General features: G+C 70.3%; 16 protein-coding genes and 1 pseudogene. 6 read left to right on the top strand and 11 right to left on the bottom strand.

Annotated features, from left to right (window positions below):
- Positions 1–143 precede the first annotated feature (143 nt).
- Together ACIOC0_RS03680 and ACIOC0_RS03675 are read right to left on the bottom strand one after the other, a co-directional pair.
- A complete protein-coding gene (locus tag ACIOC0_RS03680) occupies positions 144–1256 on the bottom strand; it encodes a sensor histidine kinase (protein WP_402151931.1) in 1113 nt (370 codons plus the stop codon).
- Entirely contained in the window at positions 1249–2022 is a 774-nt protein-coding gene (locus ACIOC0_RS03675) for a response regulator transcription factor (RefSeq protein ID WP_402151928.1), read from the bottom strand. Before ACIOC0_RS03675 ends, ACIOC0_RS03680 begins: the two co-directional genes overlap by 8 nt.
- A 343-nt stretch (positions 2023–2365) precedes the next feature.
- On the opposite strand from ACIOC0_RS03675, the gene ACIOC0_RS03670 reads away from it, so the two are divergent.
- Positions 2366–3157 carry a methyltransferase domain-containing protein gene (locus ACIOC0_RS03670; RefSeq protein WP_402153185.1) on the top strand — a complete coding sequence of 264 codons (792 nt, stop codon included), beginning with the start codon at positions 2366–2368 and terminating at the stop codon, positions 3155–3157.
- 52 nt (positions 3158–3209) lie between these two features.
- Here ACIOC0_RS03670 and ACIOC0_RS03665 read toward each other — a convergent pair whose 3' ends face one another.
- Both ACIOC0_RS03665 and ACIOC0_RS03660 read right to left on the bottom strand, forming a co-directional pair.
- Positions 3210–3557 carry a helix-turn-helix transcriptional regulator gene (locus ACIOC0_RS03665; RefSeq protein WP_402151925.1) on the bottom strand — a complete coding sequence of 116 codons (348 nt, stop codon included), beginning with the start codon at positions 3555–3557 and terminating at the stop codon, positions 3210–3212.
- Between the two features lie 70 nt (positions 3558–3627).
- Complete coding sequence (locus ACIOC0_RS03660; RefSeq protein ID WP_402151922.1) at positions 3628–4254, bottom strand: GyrI-like domain-containing protein; 627 nt, start codon at positions 4252–4254, stop codon at positions 3628–3630.
- A gap of 22 nt (positions 4255–4276) precedes the next feature.
- Between ACIOC0_RS03660 and ACIOC0_RS03655 the strand changes: the two genes are divergently transcribed.
- The 3 genes and pseudogenes from ACIOC0_RS03655 to ACIOC0_RS03645 all read left to right on the top strand — a co-directional run.
- On the top strand, positions 4277–4522 hold the full coding sequence (locus tag ACIOC0_RS03655; RefSeq protein ID WP_402151919.1) for a hypothetical protein: 246 nt from the start codon (positions 4277–4279) through the stop codon (positions 4520–4522).
- A 93-nt stretch (positions 4523–4615) separates the two neighbouring features.
- Positions 4616–4732 carry a helix-turn-helix domain-containing protein gene (locus ACIOC0_RS03650; protein ID WP_402151916.1) on the top strand — a complete coding sequence of 39 codons (117 nt, stop codon included), beginning with the start codon at positions 4616–4618 and terminating at the stop codon, positions 4730–4732.
- Positions 4733–4783: 51 nt separating this feature from the next.
- Positions 4784–5053: pseudogene (locus ACIOC0_RS03645) on the top strand (antibiotic biosynthesis monooxygenase); the annotation flags it as partial.
- Positions 5054–5110: 57 nt separating this feature from the next.
- On the opposite strand, the gene ACIOC0_RS03640 reads toward ACIOC0_RS03645, so the two are convergent.
- Complete coding sequence (locus ACIOC0_RS03640; protein ID WP_402151913.1) at positions 5111–6223, bottom strand: catalase family protein; 1113 nt, start codon at positions 6221–6223, stop codon at positions 5111–5113.
- A gap of 233 nt (positions 6224–6456) precedes the next feature.
- On the opposite strand from ACIOC0_RS03640, the gene ACIOC0_RS03635 reads away from it, so the two are divergent.
- Positions 6457–6963 (top strand): DUF485 domain-containing protein, encoded by a 507-nt coding sequence (locus ACIOC0_RS03635; protein ID WP_402151910.1) that lies wholly within the window; start codon positions 6457–6459, stop codon positions 6961–6963.
- Entirely contained in the window at positions 6960–8576 is a 1617-nt protein-coding gene (locus tag ACIOC0_RS03630; protein WP_402151907.1) for a cation acetate symporter, read from the top strand. The genes ACIOC0_RS03635 and ACIOC0_RS03630 overlap by 4 nt, the downstream gene beginning before the upstream one ends.
- 246 nt (positions 8577–8822) lie before the next feature.
- Here the strand turns inward: ACIOC0_RS03630 and ACIOC0_RS03625 are convergent, their stop codons facing one another.
- The 6 genes from ACIOC0_RS03625 to ACIOC0_RS03600 all read right to left on the bottom strand — a co-directional run bounded on the left by ACIOC0_RS03625 (position 8823) and on the right by ACIOC0_RS03600 (position 16288).
- The gene (locus ACIOC0_RS03625) at positions 8823–11240 is read right to left on the bottom strand and encodes a SpoIIE family protein phosphatase (RefSeq protein ID WP_402151904.1); all 2418 of its coding nucleotides are present in this window, start codon (positions 11238–11240) and stop codon (positions 8823–8825) included.
- 201 nt (positions 11241–11441) lie between these two features.
- Positions 11442–12719: an ABC transporter substrate-binding protein gene (locus tag ACIOC0_RS03620; protein WP_402151901.1), complete on the bottom strand. Its 1278-nt coding sequence runs from the start codon at positions 12717–12719 to the stop codon at positions 11442–11444.
- A gap of 5 nt (positions 12720–12724) precedes the next feature.
- The gene (locus tag ACIOC0_RS03615) at positions 12725–13840 is read right to left on the bottom strand and encodes a branched-chain amino acid ABC transporter permease (protein ID WP_402151898.1); all 1116 of its coding nucleotides are present in this window, start codon (positions 13838–13840) and stop codon (positions 12725–12727) included.
- On the bottom strand, positions 13837–14718 hold the full coding sequence (locus tag ACIOC0_RS03610) for a branched-chain amino acid ABC transporter permease (RefSeq protein ID WP_402151895.1): 882 nt from the start codon (positions 14716–14718) through the stop codon (positions 13837–13839). Before ACIOC0_RS03610 ends, ACIOC0_RS03615 begins: the two co-directional genes overlap by 4 nt.
- Positions 14715–15533, bottom strand: coding sequence for an ABC transporter ATP-binding protein (locus ACIOC0_RS03605; protein WP_402151892.1), 819 nt, complete (start codon positions 15531–15533; stop codon positions 14715–14717). The genes ACIOC0_RS03610 and ACIOC0_RS03605 overlap by 4 nt, the downstream gene beginning before the upstream one ends.
- Positions 15530–16288, bottom strand: coding sequence for an ABC transporter ATP-binding protein (locus ACIOC0_RS03600; RefSeq protein WP_402151889.1), 759 nt, complete (start codon positions 16286–16288; stop codon positions 15530–15532). Before ACIOC0_RS03600 ends, ACIOC0_RS03605 begins: the two co-directional genes overlap by 4 nt.
- Between the last annotated feature and the right edge of the window lie 96 nt (positions 16289–16384).

The following is a 16384-nucleotide window of genomic DNA, read 5'->3' as shown; positions in this document are numbered from 1 at the left end:
CACGCCTTTTCTGACGCGCGGCACCGATTCCCCTGCTGGGCGAATCCCACGCTATGTGCGCGCCGAGTCTCGGATAAGTCCCGACCTGTCGGTCCCCGGAAGACGTGACATCGCCCGCGGCACACGGGAGCGGTCCGGCGACGTCACACACCGGCCGCGGGCAGCGTCACCTCGAAGCGGCAACCGCCGGTGATGTTGTGCACGGTGGCGCGTCCCCGGTGGGCTTCGACGATGCCCCGGACAATGGCGAGCCCCAGGCCGGCGCCGGCCGGCGGCGTGCGGGCGTCCGTCCCACGCCAGCCGGTGTCGAAGACGCGCGGCAGGTCGTCCTCGGGGATCCCGCCGCAGCCGTCGGAGACGGACAGGACGACGCCGTCGCGGGAGCGCCCGGCGGTCACGGCGACCGTCCCGTCGGCCGGGGTGCGTCGGATCGCGTTGATGAGGAGGTTGCCCAGCACGCGGCTCATCTCCTTGCCGTCCACCTCGACCGGCACCGGCTCGACGTACTCGCCCACCAGCCGTACCCCGTGCTCGCGCGCGAGGGGGTCCACTCCGGCGAGGGCGTCGCTGACCAGGTCGTACAGCGAGATCCTGGACGGGGACAGGGCGAGCGTTCCGGCGTGGATGCGGGAGAGCTCGAAGAGGTCGCCCACCATGCCGTTGAGGCGCTCGACCTCGGTGCGGATCTGCCGCAGGTAACGTCGGGGATCCGACGCCACACCGTCCTCCAGCGCCTCCGACATCGCGCGCAGGCCGGCGAGCGGGGTGCGCAGGTCGTGCGAGATCCAGGCGACGAGTTCGCGCCGGGAGGCTTCCAGAGCGCGTTCGCGTTCGCGTGACTCGGCGAGTCTGGCACTGGTGACAGCCAACTCCCGGCTGAGCGCCGACAGTTCGGCCGTGGCCGGTTGCTCGGGCGCGGTGAAGTCACCGCCGTCACCGAACGACCGGGCCGCCACGGCGAGTTCGTGGCTACGTGCGACGACCCAGCGGCCCAGCAGCAGAGCGGTGACCAAGGACACCACCGCGGCCATGGCGACGACCATGGTGACGACGCTCAGGTCGTGCGCCGACAGGAACATCGCCTCCGCCACGGCGAGTGTGCCCGCGAGCATCGCGGTCACCGCCACAGCGGCGACGACGGCGAGCGACACGGTCAGGGAGCGCCGCCGGATCAAGCGGAGGACGCCCGCACCGGCCAGGCCGGCCACCGCCGCACCGGAGAAGGCGTACACGGCGATCAGGAGGGTGTCATTCATGGTCGGCCCGCTCCCGGCCGGCGTCAGCGTCCTGACCGGCGGGGTCGAAGCGGTAGCCCACGCCCCACACGGTCTGGATCAGCCGGGGCTGCGCCGGATCGTCCTCGACCTTGCCCCGCAGCCGACGGACATGAACGGTGACGGTGGAGAGGTCACCGAAGTCCCAGCCCCACACCTCGCGCATCAGGTCCTCGCGGCTGAAGGCGCGGCCCGGATGGCGCACGAGGAAGGAGAGCAGGTCGAACTCCCTCAGGGTGAGGGACAGTTCGGTGCCGTTCTTGGTGGTTCGGCGCGCTGCGGGGTCGATGGTCAGGCCGGCCGCGCTGAGCGGCTGCGACGCGACGACGGGCCGGGTGCGGCGCAGGACCGACTCCACGCGCAGGACCAGTTCCCTGGGGCTGAAGGGCTTGGTGACGTAGTCGTCCGCGCCCACCTCCAGGCCCATGATGCGGTCGTCCTCGTCGCCCCGCGCGGTGAGCATGATGACCGGCACCGGGCCGCGCTGCCGCAGCCGACGGCACACTTCCAGGCCGTCCATTCCGGGCAGCATCAGGTCCAGCACCACCAGATGGGGCCGGCATTCGGCGGCCCGCATGAGCGCGGTCGGTCCGTCGTCGGCCCGCTGCACCGCGTAGCCGGCGCGTTCGAGGTAGCCGGCGACGACCTCGGCGACGGTGCGGTCGTCTTCCACGACCAGGACGCGGGCGGCTTCGGCGCCAGGGAGCACCGTGGCTGCGGCGTCCATCGATTCGTACGGCTGCTGCATTGCCCCAGCCTCGCACCCCGGCTGTGCCTGACGTACCTGAGGTCTCCGACGTCCGCGTTTCGTAAGGACCCGATATCCGGTATGCACGTTTTGTCTCCGTAGGGTGAGTCCTGTGACCACCCCGACTCCCTCTCCCCCCCTCGACGCCTGCCCCGGATGGCGGCCCGCGACGGACACGCCGCCGGAACTGCTCACCGTGGACTTCGCCGACCCCGACGCCGTCTTCGGACCGGCTGAAGACGGCGGGTTCCGGGCCCCCGGGCCGGCCGCACCCGATACCGCGGCGGCGCCCCACAGCCCTTTCGCTCCGCGCCCGGGCCGAGTTGACGACGGCCGCGGGTCGATGAACCGGACGACACAGACCGTCGCGCCCTCCGACATCGGAGAACTCGACCGCACGCAACCGCTGGACGAGCCTGCCTGGGCCACCGCCGATCCCTACTCCCGCGCGCTGCACAGCGGCCGTGGACCGCTCTTCCTGCGCCGGGCCGACGGCTGGCTGCTGCCGCTGGAGGTGGAACGGTGGTGTGCGCGCGCCGACGCCGTGGACCTGGAGATCCTCGGCCGGTGCGAGGGCTCCGTACTCGACGTGGGGTGCGGCCCCGGGCGGTTGGTCGCCGAGCTCGCGGAGCGGGGACGGCGAGTCCTCGGCATCGACGTCAGTGAGGCAGCCGTCACCCGGACCACCGCCATCGGCGGCTCAGCCCTGCGCCGGTCCGTCTTCGAGCCGCTGCCCGCCGAGGGCCGCTGGGGCAGTGCGCTCCTCGTGGACGGCAATGTCGGCATCGGCGGCGATCCACGCGCCCTGCTCCGCCGGCTCGCCCAGGTCCTCCTACCGGGTGGCCTGCTGATCGCCGAAACCGTTCCGGTGGACGTCGACGAACGCATCCACGTCCGTATCACCGACACGCACAACGCATCCGGCGCGCCGTTCCCCTGGGCCCGGCTCGGTACGCCGGCCCTACTGCGGCACGGAGCCCGCGCGGGCTGGCACGCCGTCGATCACTGGACCACCGGAGGACGCTCCTTCGTCGCCCTGCGCAGCCGCAGCACGAAGAGGCGCGCCCGACCGGCGAACAGTACGGCCGTGAACAACAGCCGGCGACCCAGGAAGCCGTCCGCCGACACCCGGTAGCCCGCCGGCACCGCTCTGCCACCTGACCGCTGTTCAGCAGCCTGCTCCTCTGTCATGCTTTGCGTATGGCGCTCAGGCAGCGGGCGGCGTGCGTGCGCAAGGCGTCGGCGAGTTCGGGGGGGCTGAACCGCGGTCCAGTCGGCGTGCGCGGCGTGAGCCTGTCGACACGGAAGGTGCGCCAGTCGGTGCGGTCGGTGTCCCAGGCGATCAGATACCAGTGGCGGTCGAAGCCGACGGGGCTGTGCGGCTCGGCCGAGCGCCTGCTTCGGCCGTGGCGGGGGCTCGCGTAGTCGAAGCGCAGTTGCTCGCGCCGGCGGCACGCCTCGGCGATGGCCATGAGGGTGTCCGCGGAGATCTTGGGGGCCGGGGCGGTGCCGGCCCGAACGGTGGCGGTGTGCAAGGTCGTACGTCGAAGGCTGTTCTTCAACCTCGCCCGTGGGCATCGGCCTCCGCTGACACCCCGACGTCACTCAACCGGATTGCGCTTCTACGGGTTGCCGCAGGATCGTCCTGAGCTTGGCGGGGCCGGTCCTACGTGGGTCGCTGAGGTAGATCTCGTGGTGCAGCCCCACCTCCCGCAAGTTGTTGGCGGGTAGGTACTCGTGGTGCAGCCTGGTCAGGATCGGCGTCTCGTCGTCGTAAGGGCCGATGTGGAGGACCTGGGCGCTGGTGCCCTCGCGCAAGGTCTCTGACCGAACGTTCGGAATCGCAGGAAGCTTCTTCTTGGTCAGGGCGGTGTGCTTGGCGTCTTCGATCATGTCGCTGGTGATCCAGTCGGGGACGTTGATGAGCAGTCTCCATCGCCAGTTGTCCTTCAGCCTGGCCAGGAAGTCGTCCATGTCGTCCGCCCACCACAGTCCCTCAAGCGGGCCCACGACGAAGTCCTTGCCGAGGGCACCTTTGCTCGCGAACTTGACGGTATAGGCGACCGCGTAGAGCGCCTCGACCGCGCTACGGTACGCGGCGCTGGTGTTCGGGTCGCCGTGCCCGTCGATGGCGAGGAACCGGAGCTCGGGGATGTCAACGAGCTGCCAGTCAGTGTTCTTGGGCGAGTAGCACTTCTTGAGCTCGCGCTTGACGTCGTATTTGTCGGTCATGCCGGGTGCCTTCTCTTGAGTGATGGTCATCAGGGATCAGGCCGCTGTCCACGCCGTCCCCGCCGCCGAGATCCGCACCGCGCGAGCCGCCGACCTGAATTCCGTCCGTGAACTCTCGAACTGCGCCGAGGCCTGCTGCGACGTACCCTCTCCCTGGAGGAGCTCACCCCGGCTCGCCGCCGACTGGCCGGCTCACCGCCGACTGGCCGGCTCGCCGCCGACTGGCCGACTCACCGCCACCAACGCCCTCCCGCCCGCCCGCCGCTGACCGTCTGGCTGCTGAGTGAACCACAGCGACGGACAGTGCGCAGAGCCGTGCGCCACTACACCGCTGATCCACCCTCGCGCCGACTGCGAGCACATGACGATCACGGACCTGGCGTATGCCTCGGGCTTCTCCTCGGCGAAGGCCATGAGCACGGCCTTCCGACGACGCTTCGGGGTGAGCCCCCGGGAGATGCGTTCCAAGGCCCGCTGATCACGCCCGCACGGACACCGTGCACGGATCGCGAAGCGAACCGCTGGACCGTTGGCGAACTGGGCGACGCGCGCCCAGAACGCGTTCGCCACTGCCCCGCACACCTGCGGCCACCGCGTGCTCGTCATGACGGACACCACGGAGTACGTCCTGGTCGAGGCCTTCCGCGAGGACAGAGCAGACGCTGCTCACGTGCAGTCGGCGCACTTCAGAGCCGCGCAGCAGACCCTGCCGCCCCGCCTGATCGAGACCCCCCGCATGAACGCGAACGTTCCGCAGGACGACTGGTCGCTCCCGGGCGAGACGGCCGTTCACGAGCAGGGGCAGGACCGTCTCCGGGCACGGCCGGCGCAGGTGAGGGGACGCGGCTCGGCAGACTCAGCCGAGCACCTGCGCGCTGCTGACCGGTTCGCGCCGCTGTTGTCCATTGATGCGGTGCCGCTCGATGGACGAGCGCCGGTAGACCTCCTGCCGCACCCGCTGGATCTCGCCGATGGGCCGGTGCTCCTCTCGTGAGCGCCACGGTGTGATCGACGTGGCGTCGGCGGCCGTCACGTTGTCGTCCCCGCCGATGTCCTGACGCGGGATGTCCACACGGGCGACGGTCACCCAGGGGGACAACTCGTCGGACCACTTCACGGAGGTGTTGTCCACCGGCATACGAGCCAGATCGGTGTTCAGCTGCACTTGGAGCTCGAAGGAGTGATCCCGTTCCGCGGCCTCGGCGACCAGGGTGCGGCGAAACGCCTCGTTGTCCGCGCGCACGTCCACGATCTGGTGCGTGAGAGCGGCCAGCGACTCGGCCGTCGGCACGGTGCGGATCTTGGCGATGTGATCGCCGTACCGGAAGGCGCCCATGCTGTTGTAGGTGTACGACAGCAGGTTTCTGCGCGGGACGGTGGTGAACGAGAGCATGGCGAACAGTTCGTCCCACAGCCAGCCGTCCGGGTCGGCGAGCGTGCCCCGGCGGGTCAGGAACTCCGCCATCCAGGTCTTGCGGCGGGCGGGGTTCACCAGGGCCTCGGGCAGCTCCGCGAACAGATCCTCGATGACCATGTAGTCGTAGGCCGTGTTCGCGAAGAAGACGTCGTTGTTGATCAGGTTGAGGTCGAAGGTGCCGGTGTCGGGTTCGTCGGCCAGCAATGAGGGTCCGGGGACCCCGAACAGCTTGATGCCCATGCCGCACGCCGCGCCCAGTTGATGGTCGGGACGCTGGTGGCCCAGACCGTTGGAGTAGCGGACGACGGCGTCGTACTCGGCGGGCCGGGCGAAGATGCCCTGCCCGTGGAAGCCGTAATTGTCACCGACCGTGACGGTGGCCTTCATCAGGCCGTAGGTCTTTCCGTGGGCGGTGCGGACGGCGCCGCCGACGGCCTCACGCTCGACCGAGGCGTTGGTGCGCTGCGCCACCTGTGCGACCACCGCATCCAACTCTTCCTGATAGGTCGGACGTTCGACGGGACGGTAATGCTCGTAGCGGACGGGATCCATAGTGCTGCCTCCACGTGTCGGTCTCCTGACACCAGACGCTAGCCAGCAATTAAATTGTGCACAACATAACTGCCTGTGATGTATCCCATGCTTCCGCGCCCAGGGGATCACATCAACGCCGAAACGTGACCTCCGGCGGACTTACAGGCATTCCAACCAGTCGGTATGGTGCCCCGCCTGAAGCACCTTTCCCGTTTACCGCAGGGATCCCAGCCGTAGTGGAAGGCCAGGCGATGACACACGCCGACGAGAACCGGTACCCACCCTCAGCACAGTCCTACGGAATCCCCCCTCGACACGAGACGTACGGACAGAACCCGTGGCCGGAGCCGTACCAGAACCCGTGGCCGGAGTCGTACGGGCACGACGCCGCGCGACACGACTCGTACGGTCGGCAAGCCCCCTGGGGCGCCCCCTACGCGCACGAGACCCGTCGAGACGACGCCGACCTCACCGCCCTCCGCTCGGCCTACCGCCTGCTCCGCCGGATCTCCACGCTCACCGCGCTCGGCTCCTTCGTCGTGTATGTCGTGCTGTCCTGCTACGCGCCCGGTCTGATGGGGTCCAAGGTCACCGGAGAGCTGAGCCTGGGCATGGCCTTGGGCATCCTCCAACTCGTCGTCACCTTCGCGGCGGTCTTCTGGTACGGGCGCAGCGCACAACGCTCCGTGGATCCGTTGGCCCGCGCCGTCCGGGAGCGGGCGGTCCCGACCGGCCGGAACACGGGGACGGCGAGATGAACGACTTCAGCTCCGGGACGCAGGCCATCATCCTGGTTCTGTTCACCACGCTGGTCACCGTCACGCTGCTGATGTGCGTCATGGCGGGACCGGACCGCGACGACCTGGCGAACTTCTACACCGGCTACCTGTCGCTCACCCCGCTCAAGAACGGCCTGGCGATCGCGGGCGACTACATCTCCGCCGCCACGGTGCTGAGCACCACGGGCATCATCGCGCTCGCCGGATACGACGGCTACGTCCTTGCGGTCAGCACCGCCCTGTCCCTGGTGCTGCTGATGTTCCTACTGGCCGAACCCCTGCGCAACGCCGGCAGTTTCACCATGGGCGACGTCCTGGCCCGCAACATGTCCGGACGGGCCGTGCGGATCGCCGCCTGCGTGGTGACACTCTCGGCGACGCTGCCCTTCCTGGTCGTCCAGCTCTCCGGAGCCGGGTCGCTGCTCACCTTCATCCTGGACATTCCGTTCGCTGCGGGCGCCAGGACGGCGTGCATCGTCATCGTCGGCACTCTGATGATCATCTACGCGGCGATCGGCGGTATGCGGGGCACCGCGCTCCTTCAGATGATCAAGATCGTGATCCTGCTCGGCACCAGCATCGTCGTCGCCGCTCTCGTCCTCAACCGCTTCGACTGGAACCCCGGCGACATCCTCAGGGCAGCCCAGCACGGCAGCGGCGCGGGCCCCGCCTACCTTGAGCAGGGCCTGCAGCTCGGCACGTCCACCGGTGGCCGGCTGGACTTCGTCAGCCTCCAGATCACCATCATCCTCGGCGTGGCCTGCCTGCCGCACATCACCATGCGCCTGTACTCCGCGCAGGACGTACCGGCCGTGCGTCGCTCCATGTCATGGGCGGTCGGCACGGTCACCACGTTCTGCCTGCTCGTGATCGTCATGGGCACGGGTGCGGCGGCCCTGGTGGGATCGCAGCACATCGTCGCGGCAGACCCGCACGGCAGGACGTCGGTGCTCATGCTGTCCCAGGTGCTCGGCGGGGCCCCCGGCTCCGCGGGCGCGGCGATCCTGTACTCGGCCGTGGCGGGCATGGTGTTCATCACCCTGCTGTCGTCGGTCGCGGGGATGACCCTGGCCGCGGCTTCGTCACTCGCCCACGACCTGTTCGCCCACGCGGTGCGGCGGGGACAGGCCGAGCCCCGTACCGAGATGACGGTGGCGGCGTGGACGAGCGTGGCCGTGGGGATCGTCGCCATCGGGCTCGCCACCATGGTGCAGAACTGGGACGTCGGCGTGCTGACCACTCTGGCCATCTGCATAGGTGCATCAGCGGTGGCGCCCGCGCTCACCTACTCCCTGTTCTGGCGCGGGTTCACGCGCACCGGTCTGCTCGCCGCGCTCTACGGCGGCGCGGCCTGCGCCTTGCTGCTCATGGTCTTCTCCAAGGCCGTTTCGGGCACGCCGTCCGCCGTCTTCCCGCATGCCGACTTCGACCTGTTCCCCATGCAGTCCACCGGGCTGGTCTCCATCCCGTTCGGCTACCTCGCGGGCTGGCTGGGCAGCCGTCTGGACCACCGTCGCCGTGCCGCCGACAGCCGTGAGCAGCGGTGCCTGTACGAGGAGGGCGAGGCACGGCTTCTCGCCGCAGCCGAATGACCACCGCGGCGGGGGGGGGGGGGGCGGGCGGGGGGCGCCCCCCCCCCCCCCCGCCCCCCCCCCCCCCCGGGGGCCGGGGGGGGGGGGGGGGGGGGGCCCCGCGGGAGCGCACCGGGGCGGCGGGGGGGGGGGGGGGGGGGGGGGGGGGGGGGCGGCGGCCCCCGGCGCGGGCCCCCGGCCGGGGGGGGGGGGGGGGGGGGGGGGGGGGGGGGGGCCCCCCCCCCCCCCCCCCGCGGCCCGAGACGGTCAGACGGGCGTACCGGTCAGCGGTTGTTCGGTCCACACGGTCTTGCCCTCGCGGGTGTAGCGGGTACCCCAGCGTTCGGTCATCTGGGCCACCAGGAACAGGCCGCGCCCGCCCTCGTCGGTCGTACGGGCGTGGCGCAGGTGTGGTGAGGTGTGGCTGGTGTCGCTGACCTCGCACACCAGACACTGCTCACGGATCAGCCGCAGGGTCGCAGGGCCGCCGGCATAGCGATAGACGTTGGTGACCAGTTCGCTGGCGATCAACTCCGTGGTGAACGCCAAGTGCTCCAGACCCCACTCGGTCAGCTTGGCCGAGATCAACGTCCTGGCCCGGCCGGCGCTGGCAGGCTCTGGCGGCAGACACCAGGAGGCGACGTTGGCCGGTGGCAGCATGTGGGTGCGGGCGATCAGCAGTACGACGTCGTCGCTGGGGCGCGAGGGCACAAGCGCGTCGATCACCGCTTGGCAGGTGCGTTCCAGCGCGCCGGCAGGGCGGGCGAGCGCCGCGCACAGCTTCGTCAGGCCGGCGTCGGCATCGATGTGGCGCTCGCCGATGATCCCGTTGGTGTACAGACACAGCAGGCTTCCCTCGGCCAGTTCGATGTCCCGGGTCTCGAACGGCAGACCGCCCAGGCCGAGCGGTGGGCCGGCCGGCAGGTCGAGCACCGCCACCTGTCCATCCGGAGCGGTCACCACCGGCGGCGGGTGACCGGCACGGGCCACGGAGCAGCGTCCTGAGACCGGGTCGTAGACGGCGTACAGGCACGTGGCGCCGACGACCTGCTCACCCACGGACCGCTCGCCGACTGCTTCGTGTTCGGCCGCCAGCAGGTCGACCAGGTCGTCGAGGCGGGAGAGGACCTCGTCCGGTTCCAGGTCAAGGCTGGCGAGCGTGTGGACGGCGGTGCGTAGCCGGCCCATGGTGGCGGCAGCATGAATGCCGCGCCCCACCACGTCGCCGACGACGAGGGCGACCCGGGCCCCGGACAGGGGGATGACGTCGAACCAGTCGCCGCCCAGGCCGGGGCCTGCGCTGGCCGGCAGGTACCGCAGGGCCACCTCGACGGCCGACTGGTCCGGAACCGTCCGGGGCAGAAGGCTGCTCTGCAAGGTGAACGCGGTCTGCTGCTGGGTGAAGCGCCGGGCGTTGTCGATGGCGACGGCGGCGCGCGAGGCGAGTTCCTGAGCGAGGGTGAGATCGTCCGTCTCGAAGGCGTCGGGGCGGCGCGAGCGCCACAGGGTCATCACACCGAGCACCAGGCCGCGCGCGGCAAGAGGTACCACAATCAGGGAGTGGGCGCCCAGGTCCGGAGCCTGGGCCCCCTGCCGGCCTGCCGCCGAAACCCAGTCGGGCGGCAGAACCGGCTCCAGCAGGGGCCGTCCCTCGGCCAGACATCCGGCCTGGGGTGCGTCGGGCCCGAACTCCACGGGGTGACCCTCGGGGTGGGGCGGGCCGGGTTGCTGGGCACCGACGCTGCAGGTTCCCAGTCGGACCACAGGCCCTGCCACGGCGCGCGTAGGTTCCTCACCGCGCGTCACCGCCTGAAGCAGGTCCACCGACGCGTGGTCTGCGAGGTGGGGCACCATCACTTCGGCCAGTTCCCGGGCGGTCTCGGCCACGTCGAGCGTGGTTCCGATACGGCTGCCCACCTGGTCGAGGAGCGCGAGCCGACGCTGGGCCCGATGGCGTTCGGTGATGTCCTCGATCATCTCGGCCACACCCAGGACACGGCCGGAGGGATCCTCCATCCGGAAGGACGAGACCAACGCGACCCGCTCTCGTGCCGGATCCTGCTCCAGGCGGACGAACTGCTCGGAGTAGACCAGGGGTCTTCCGGTCTGCATCACCTGGCGCACGCGGTCCACGGCCTTGCGCGCGTCGTCGGCGAGGAGGAACCGGCCGGTGGACAACCCCCGGAAGTCCGCTGCCGGGACGCCGCTGAACCGTTCGATGGCCCGGTTGACCCGGAGGATCCTCTGGTCGGGGCCGTGGATGACCAAGCCGATCGGGCACTGGCGGTACAACCCGTCGAGGACCGCCCGGTCCCTCTGCCATTCGAGTACGTCACCCGCGGGCGCCCCCGCGAGAAACCACTCACGTCCCCGGTCACCGCGTGACAGCTCATGGGCCCTGAGCCCCAGCTCCACGAGCTGCCCGTCGCGGTGGCGCAGGGTGAGCACGCCGAACCAACCACCGGCCCTCCTGCACTTCGCCGCGGCCTCGGTGACAGCCGGCAGATCAGGAGGATCGACCAGCACCTCGAACGCCGGACGACCGATCACGGCTGTGTCCGGATGGCCGAGCAGCTCCTGAGCCCGCCGGTTCCATCCGACCACTACTCCTCGGTCGTCGAGCACCACCAAGGCAGCGAGGTGCGGGGCGAACGGATCGTCGTGGCTTTCGCTGAGCTCCGTCATCGGCCCCTCCACCGCTGGACACCACCGCGTACTCGGTCGCCGATGTCTCCTGCTGACCCGGTAAGCCTATTGAAACCCGGCACAGACCGCGGCCGCCCTGTCCGGCGCGCGGCACGGCGGGCAGGAGGGTTACGACGGGCTGAGCGGGGCCGGTCCCCCAGGGGGCTGGGGCACCGCCCCCCGGGGACCGGCCCCGCAGACTCACTTCGCCGGCGGGCCGAACTCCTTACGGGTGTCCACGGGCTTGCCGAACAGCTGCCACCGCTCGCCCTTGAACCGCATCAGCTGCATCGTCTCGATCGGGAAGGCGTCATCGGGCCCGGTGGAGAGGGCGACACCGGGGAGCAGCATGCCCACCTTGACGTCCTTGAGGTTGCGCACCGCGTCCCGCAGCCCCTCCCTGGTCGGGCATTTCATCGCGTCCAGGGCCTTGTGCAGGCTGGAGGCGACGGCCCAGCCGTAGGCGTTGAACTGGTTGGCCGGGTCGGAGCCGGGCACGTACGTGCGCAGCGCTTCCCGGTACGTCTTCATCTCCGCGTCGTCCGCCCACTGCGGGTCGGCGGGGTCCTTGAAGTAGGTCGCCGAGACCACGCCCTGGACGTTCCTGAACCCGACGGGCTTCAGCACGGTGGCGGACGAGGACACGTTGTTCACGATGTGCAGTGGGTTCCACTTGGTGTTCTTGGCATCGGCGGCGAGGGCCTGGCTGCCGAACTTCGGGGTGGTGATGTTGAGCAGCACATCCGCCTTGGACCGGGCGAGGCTCGTCATCTGCGCCGAGACCGAGGGGTCGGTGACCTCGTAGCTCTCCTCGGCGACCACCTTGACGCCGCTGCCGGCGACGGCCGCCTCGAACCCGCCGAGCAGATCCTTGCCGAAGTCGTCGTTCTGGTAGAGGACGGCGACCTTGGCCTTCGGCTTCTCCTCCTTGAGGTATTTGGCGTACACGCGTGCCTCGGAGATGTAGTTGGGCTGCCAGCCGGTGGTCCACGGGTGGTTGTCGTCCGTGCCCCAGACGGAGGCGCCGGTGGCGACGAAGGGCTGCGGCACCTTCCGCTTGTCCAGGTAGTCCCACACGGCGGCCGTGGAGGGCGTGCCCAGGGTCTGGAAGACGGCGAACACCTTCTCCTGCTCGACGAGTCTGCGGGCCTCCTCGACCGCCTTGGGAGGCTGGTAGCCGTCGTCGCGGACGATGAACTCGACCGTGCGGCCGTCGATGCCGCCCTTGTCGTTGACGTGCTTGAAGTAGGCGCTCACGCCCTTGCTGATCGTGCCGTACGCGGAGGCCGGTCCGGAGAGCGGGTAGACGCCGCCCAGCTTGATGGTCTTGTCGGTGATGCCGGTGGTCTGCTGGCCCTGGCACGCGCCGTCGGCGGCCGCGTCCTTGTCGTCCTGCCCGCGCTGGCTGTTGCAGGCGGTGGTGAGGAGCAGGGCGGCGGAAGCGGCCGCGGCCGCCCGCAGAGTGGTCTTCTTGCGCATGTGGTTCATTCCTTTTCCGGGCGGGGCGGTGCGCCCGCGGGTTCGGCATCGACAGGGGTGGGATCCGCCGGAGTGTGGAGCGCGGAAGGTTCGGAGCCGGACGTCCGGCCGTCGTCGGCGGCGGGGGTGGTGGTGCGGATGAGTCGTCGGGCGGCGGTGCCCCGGACACGGCCCGCCAGACCGGCCAGTCCGGTCGGCGCCACGAACATCACCGCGATGATCAGCAGGCCGAACACCACACCGGGCGCCGCCTCGCTGATGTCCTGGGCGATGCTCGGCACGTACATCACGAAGGCCGCTCCCAGCAGCGGTCCGTACAGCGAGGCGAGCCCTCCGACCACCAGGCCGGCCAGCAGGGTGATGGACAGGACGAAGCTGAACGAGTCGGGTGAGACGAAGCCGATCACCCAGGTGTAGACGCACCCGGAGACGCCCGCGAACAGCGCGCTCCATGCGAAGGCGAGGGTCTTGTGCAGCGACAGCCGTACGCCCAGGACCTCCGCGGCGCTCTCGTTGTCCCGCACGGCGAGCAGTGCCCGGCCGACCCGGGACCGCAGCAGGTTGCGGGCGAGCAGCAGGGACACCGCGGTGACCGCGAGGACGACGAAGTACGTCCACTGGTCCTCGGCCATCCCGCTCCACGCGGGCGGTTGCAGTTTGTCCACGGTCAGGCCCATGGAGCCGCCCGTCACCGGTTCGAGCCGTTTGAGCAGGGGCGGCAGGAACACCGCGAACGCGAGGGTGACGAGGGCCAGGTACAGTCCGCGCAGTCGCAGGGCTGGCACGCCGAAAGCGAGGCCCAGCAGGAAGCATCCGGCGGCCGCGACCGGCAGCGTGGCCAGGTGACCGGTGTCGTACCGGTCGAGCATGACGGCCGCCGTGTAGGCCCCTGCCGCGAAGAACGCGCCGTGCCCGAGTGAGATCTGCCCGCCGAATCCGACCAGCAGGTTCAGTCCGGCCAGCGCCACCGCGTACAGCAGCACCATGGTCAGCTGGAAGACCTGGAAGGGGGCGAAGTAGAACGGTGCGCTCACGGCGACGGCCGCCACGAGCAGCGCGGTGAGCGCGGCCCGCAGACGCCGGGCGCGGTCGGTGCCGAGGGTTGCGACGATCGTGCTCATGCGCGTTCCACCGCCGCCCGTCCGAACAGGCCCTGGGGCCGCACCAACAGCACCGCCAGGATGATCACCAGGGGTACGCCCACCTTCAGATCGGCGCCGACGACATCCACGTACGCCCCGGCCAGCGTCTCGGCGACGCCCACGCACAGGCCGCCGACGACCGCGCCGACCGGGCTGTCGAAGCCGCCGAGGGTGGCCGCGGCGAACGCGTAGATCAGCACCCCGCCCATCATGTTGGGCTCGAGGAAAAGCAGCGGGGCGACGAGCACGCCCGACACGGCGCCGACTGTCGCGGCCAGCCCCCAGCCGAGCATCAGCACCCGGCCCACCCTGATGCCCGACAGCCGGGCGGAGGCGGGGTTGCAGGCGACCGCGCGCATCACCAGGCCGCTGGAGGTGTGCTGGAACAGCAGGTACAGCAGCCCCATCACGACGGCCACCACCGCGATGATCCCGAGTGTCGACCAGTCCACCCGTACCCCGGCCAGGTCGATCCCGCCGTCGGGGAACGGCTGCGGGAAGTCCTTCACGGTGAACGACCAGATGAGACCGGCCATCGCGTTGACGAAGATGAACAGGCCCACGGTGACGATGACCGTCGTCAGCTCGGGCGCTTTCTGCACGGGACGGATGACGATCCGCTCGACCAGCATGCCGCCGGCGAACGACACCGCCAGGGTGACCGGCAGCGCGAGCCAGAAGGACATCCCGGACGCCACGAGCTGCCACGCCACGTACGTGGAGATCATGGCGAGCTCGCCCTGGGCGAAGTTCACGATGCCGGTGAACCGGTGGATCAGCACCAGGGCCAGCGCCAGGCTGGCGTAGACAGCGCCGGAGCCGACCCCTTCCACCATTTGCTGGAGCAGTTCGGTCACGGCGCTCCCCCTCCCTTTGCGGAGCGGACGGACACACCGAGGTAGACCTCGGCGACCTGCCCGTCCTCGCGGATCTCCCGGGACGGCCCGGACAGCACCAGGCGGCCGGCCTCCAGTACGTGCGCCCGGTGCGCGACATCCAGCGCGAGCTGGGCGTTCTGTTCGACGACGACCACGGTGGTGCGTTCCTCCTCGTTGACGGCACGGACGATCTCGAACAGCTCGCGCGTGACCAGCGGCGCGAGCCCCAGCGACGGCTCGTCCAGGAGCAGCAGGGCGGGCCGCAGCATCAGCGCCCTGCCGATGGCGAGCATCTGCTGTTCGCCGCCGCTGAGGCTGCCGGCGGCCTGGCGGGACCGCTGGCGCAGCTTGGGGAAGTAGTCGTAGATCCGTTCCAGGTCGGCCGCCACGGCCACGCGTTCGGCGCTGCCCCGCCGCCACCGGCCGGTGCGCACGTGGGCGCCGACGCGCAGGTTCTCCTCGACGGTCAGGTCGTTGAAGGTGCCCCGGCCCTCGGGCACGTGCGCCACGCCGAGACGGGCGGTCTGCTCGGGCGAGCGGCCCAGCAGCTCCGTGCCGTTCAACGTCACCGAGCCGCGTCCGCGGACCGTGCCGCACAGGGCCCGCAGTGTCGTTGTCTTGCCCGCCCCGTTGGGCCCGAGGATCGCGCACACCTCGCCGCGCGCGACGGAGAAGTCGAGCCCCTGGAGCACACGGGCCTGACCGTATCCGGCATGCAGCCCGGCGACCTTCAGGAAGTCCGGCTCCGCGTTCACCTGTCCGACTTCGGTGCTGTCGATGGTGGGTTCCGTCATGCCGCCACCCCCAGGTACGCCTCGATGACCGCCGGGTCGCGCTGGATCTCCTCCGGTGAGCCCTCGGCGATCTTGCGCCCGAAGTCGAGGCAGACCACCTGGTCGCACAGGCCCATCACGAACCCCATGTGGTGTTCGACCACCAGGAGCGTCAGGTCGAAGTCCTCGCGCACCGAGCGGACCAGATCCGCGAACTGGTCCACCTCGCCGTGGCTGAGCCCGTTGACGGGTTCGTCGAGCAACAGCAGCCGGGGCCGTACCGCGAGCGCCCGGGCGAGTTCGACGCGTTTGAGCGTGCCGAACGGCAGCCCGGAGGCGGGGTGGTCGGCGACCTCCGCCAGGCCGAGACGCCGTAGCAAGTCGTCCGCCTGGTCACGTAGTTCCCTTTCCTCCCGCCGGACGCGGGGCAGCCGGAGCGCTGCGGCGAGGTGTCCCGTGCGCCCCTGGCCATGGGCGCCGACCATGACGTTCTCCCGGACCGTGAGCAGCGGGAACAGACCCAGGTTCTGGAAGGTGCGGGCGATGCCGCGCCCGGCCACGGAGTGCGGCGGGAGGGCGAGCAGGTCCTCGTCCTCGAACCGCACCGTCCCCGCATCAGGGGTGCAGCGCCGGGTGAGGCAGTTGAACAAGGTGGTCTTGCCGGCTCCGTTCGGTCCGATGAGCCCCATGGCGGTGCCCGGCTCGACGGCGAACGCGACACCGTCCAGTGCCGTGATCCCGCCGAAGCGCACGCTGATACCGTCGACCGCGAGCATGAGTGACGCCCCTTCCGAGGTGCTGGGGGGTGGGCGAGCGTCACAGTAGGTGAGGGCCTTCCGAGCACACATTGGGTGCGAGCACCCAAGTTCGTG

Origin of the sequence: Streptomyces sp. NPDC088254 (assembly GCF_044740925.1) — a bacterium.
GTDB lineage: Bacteria > Actinomycetota > Actinomycetes > Streptomycetales > Streptomycetaceae > Streptomyces.
The sequence above is the reverse complement of the archived record's forward strand: the minus strand, read 5'-3'. Positions and strand labels throughout refer to the sequence as shown.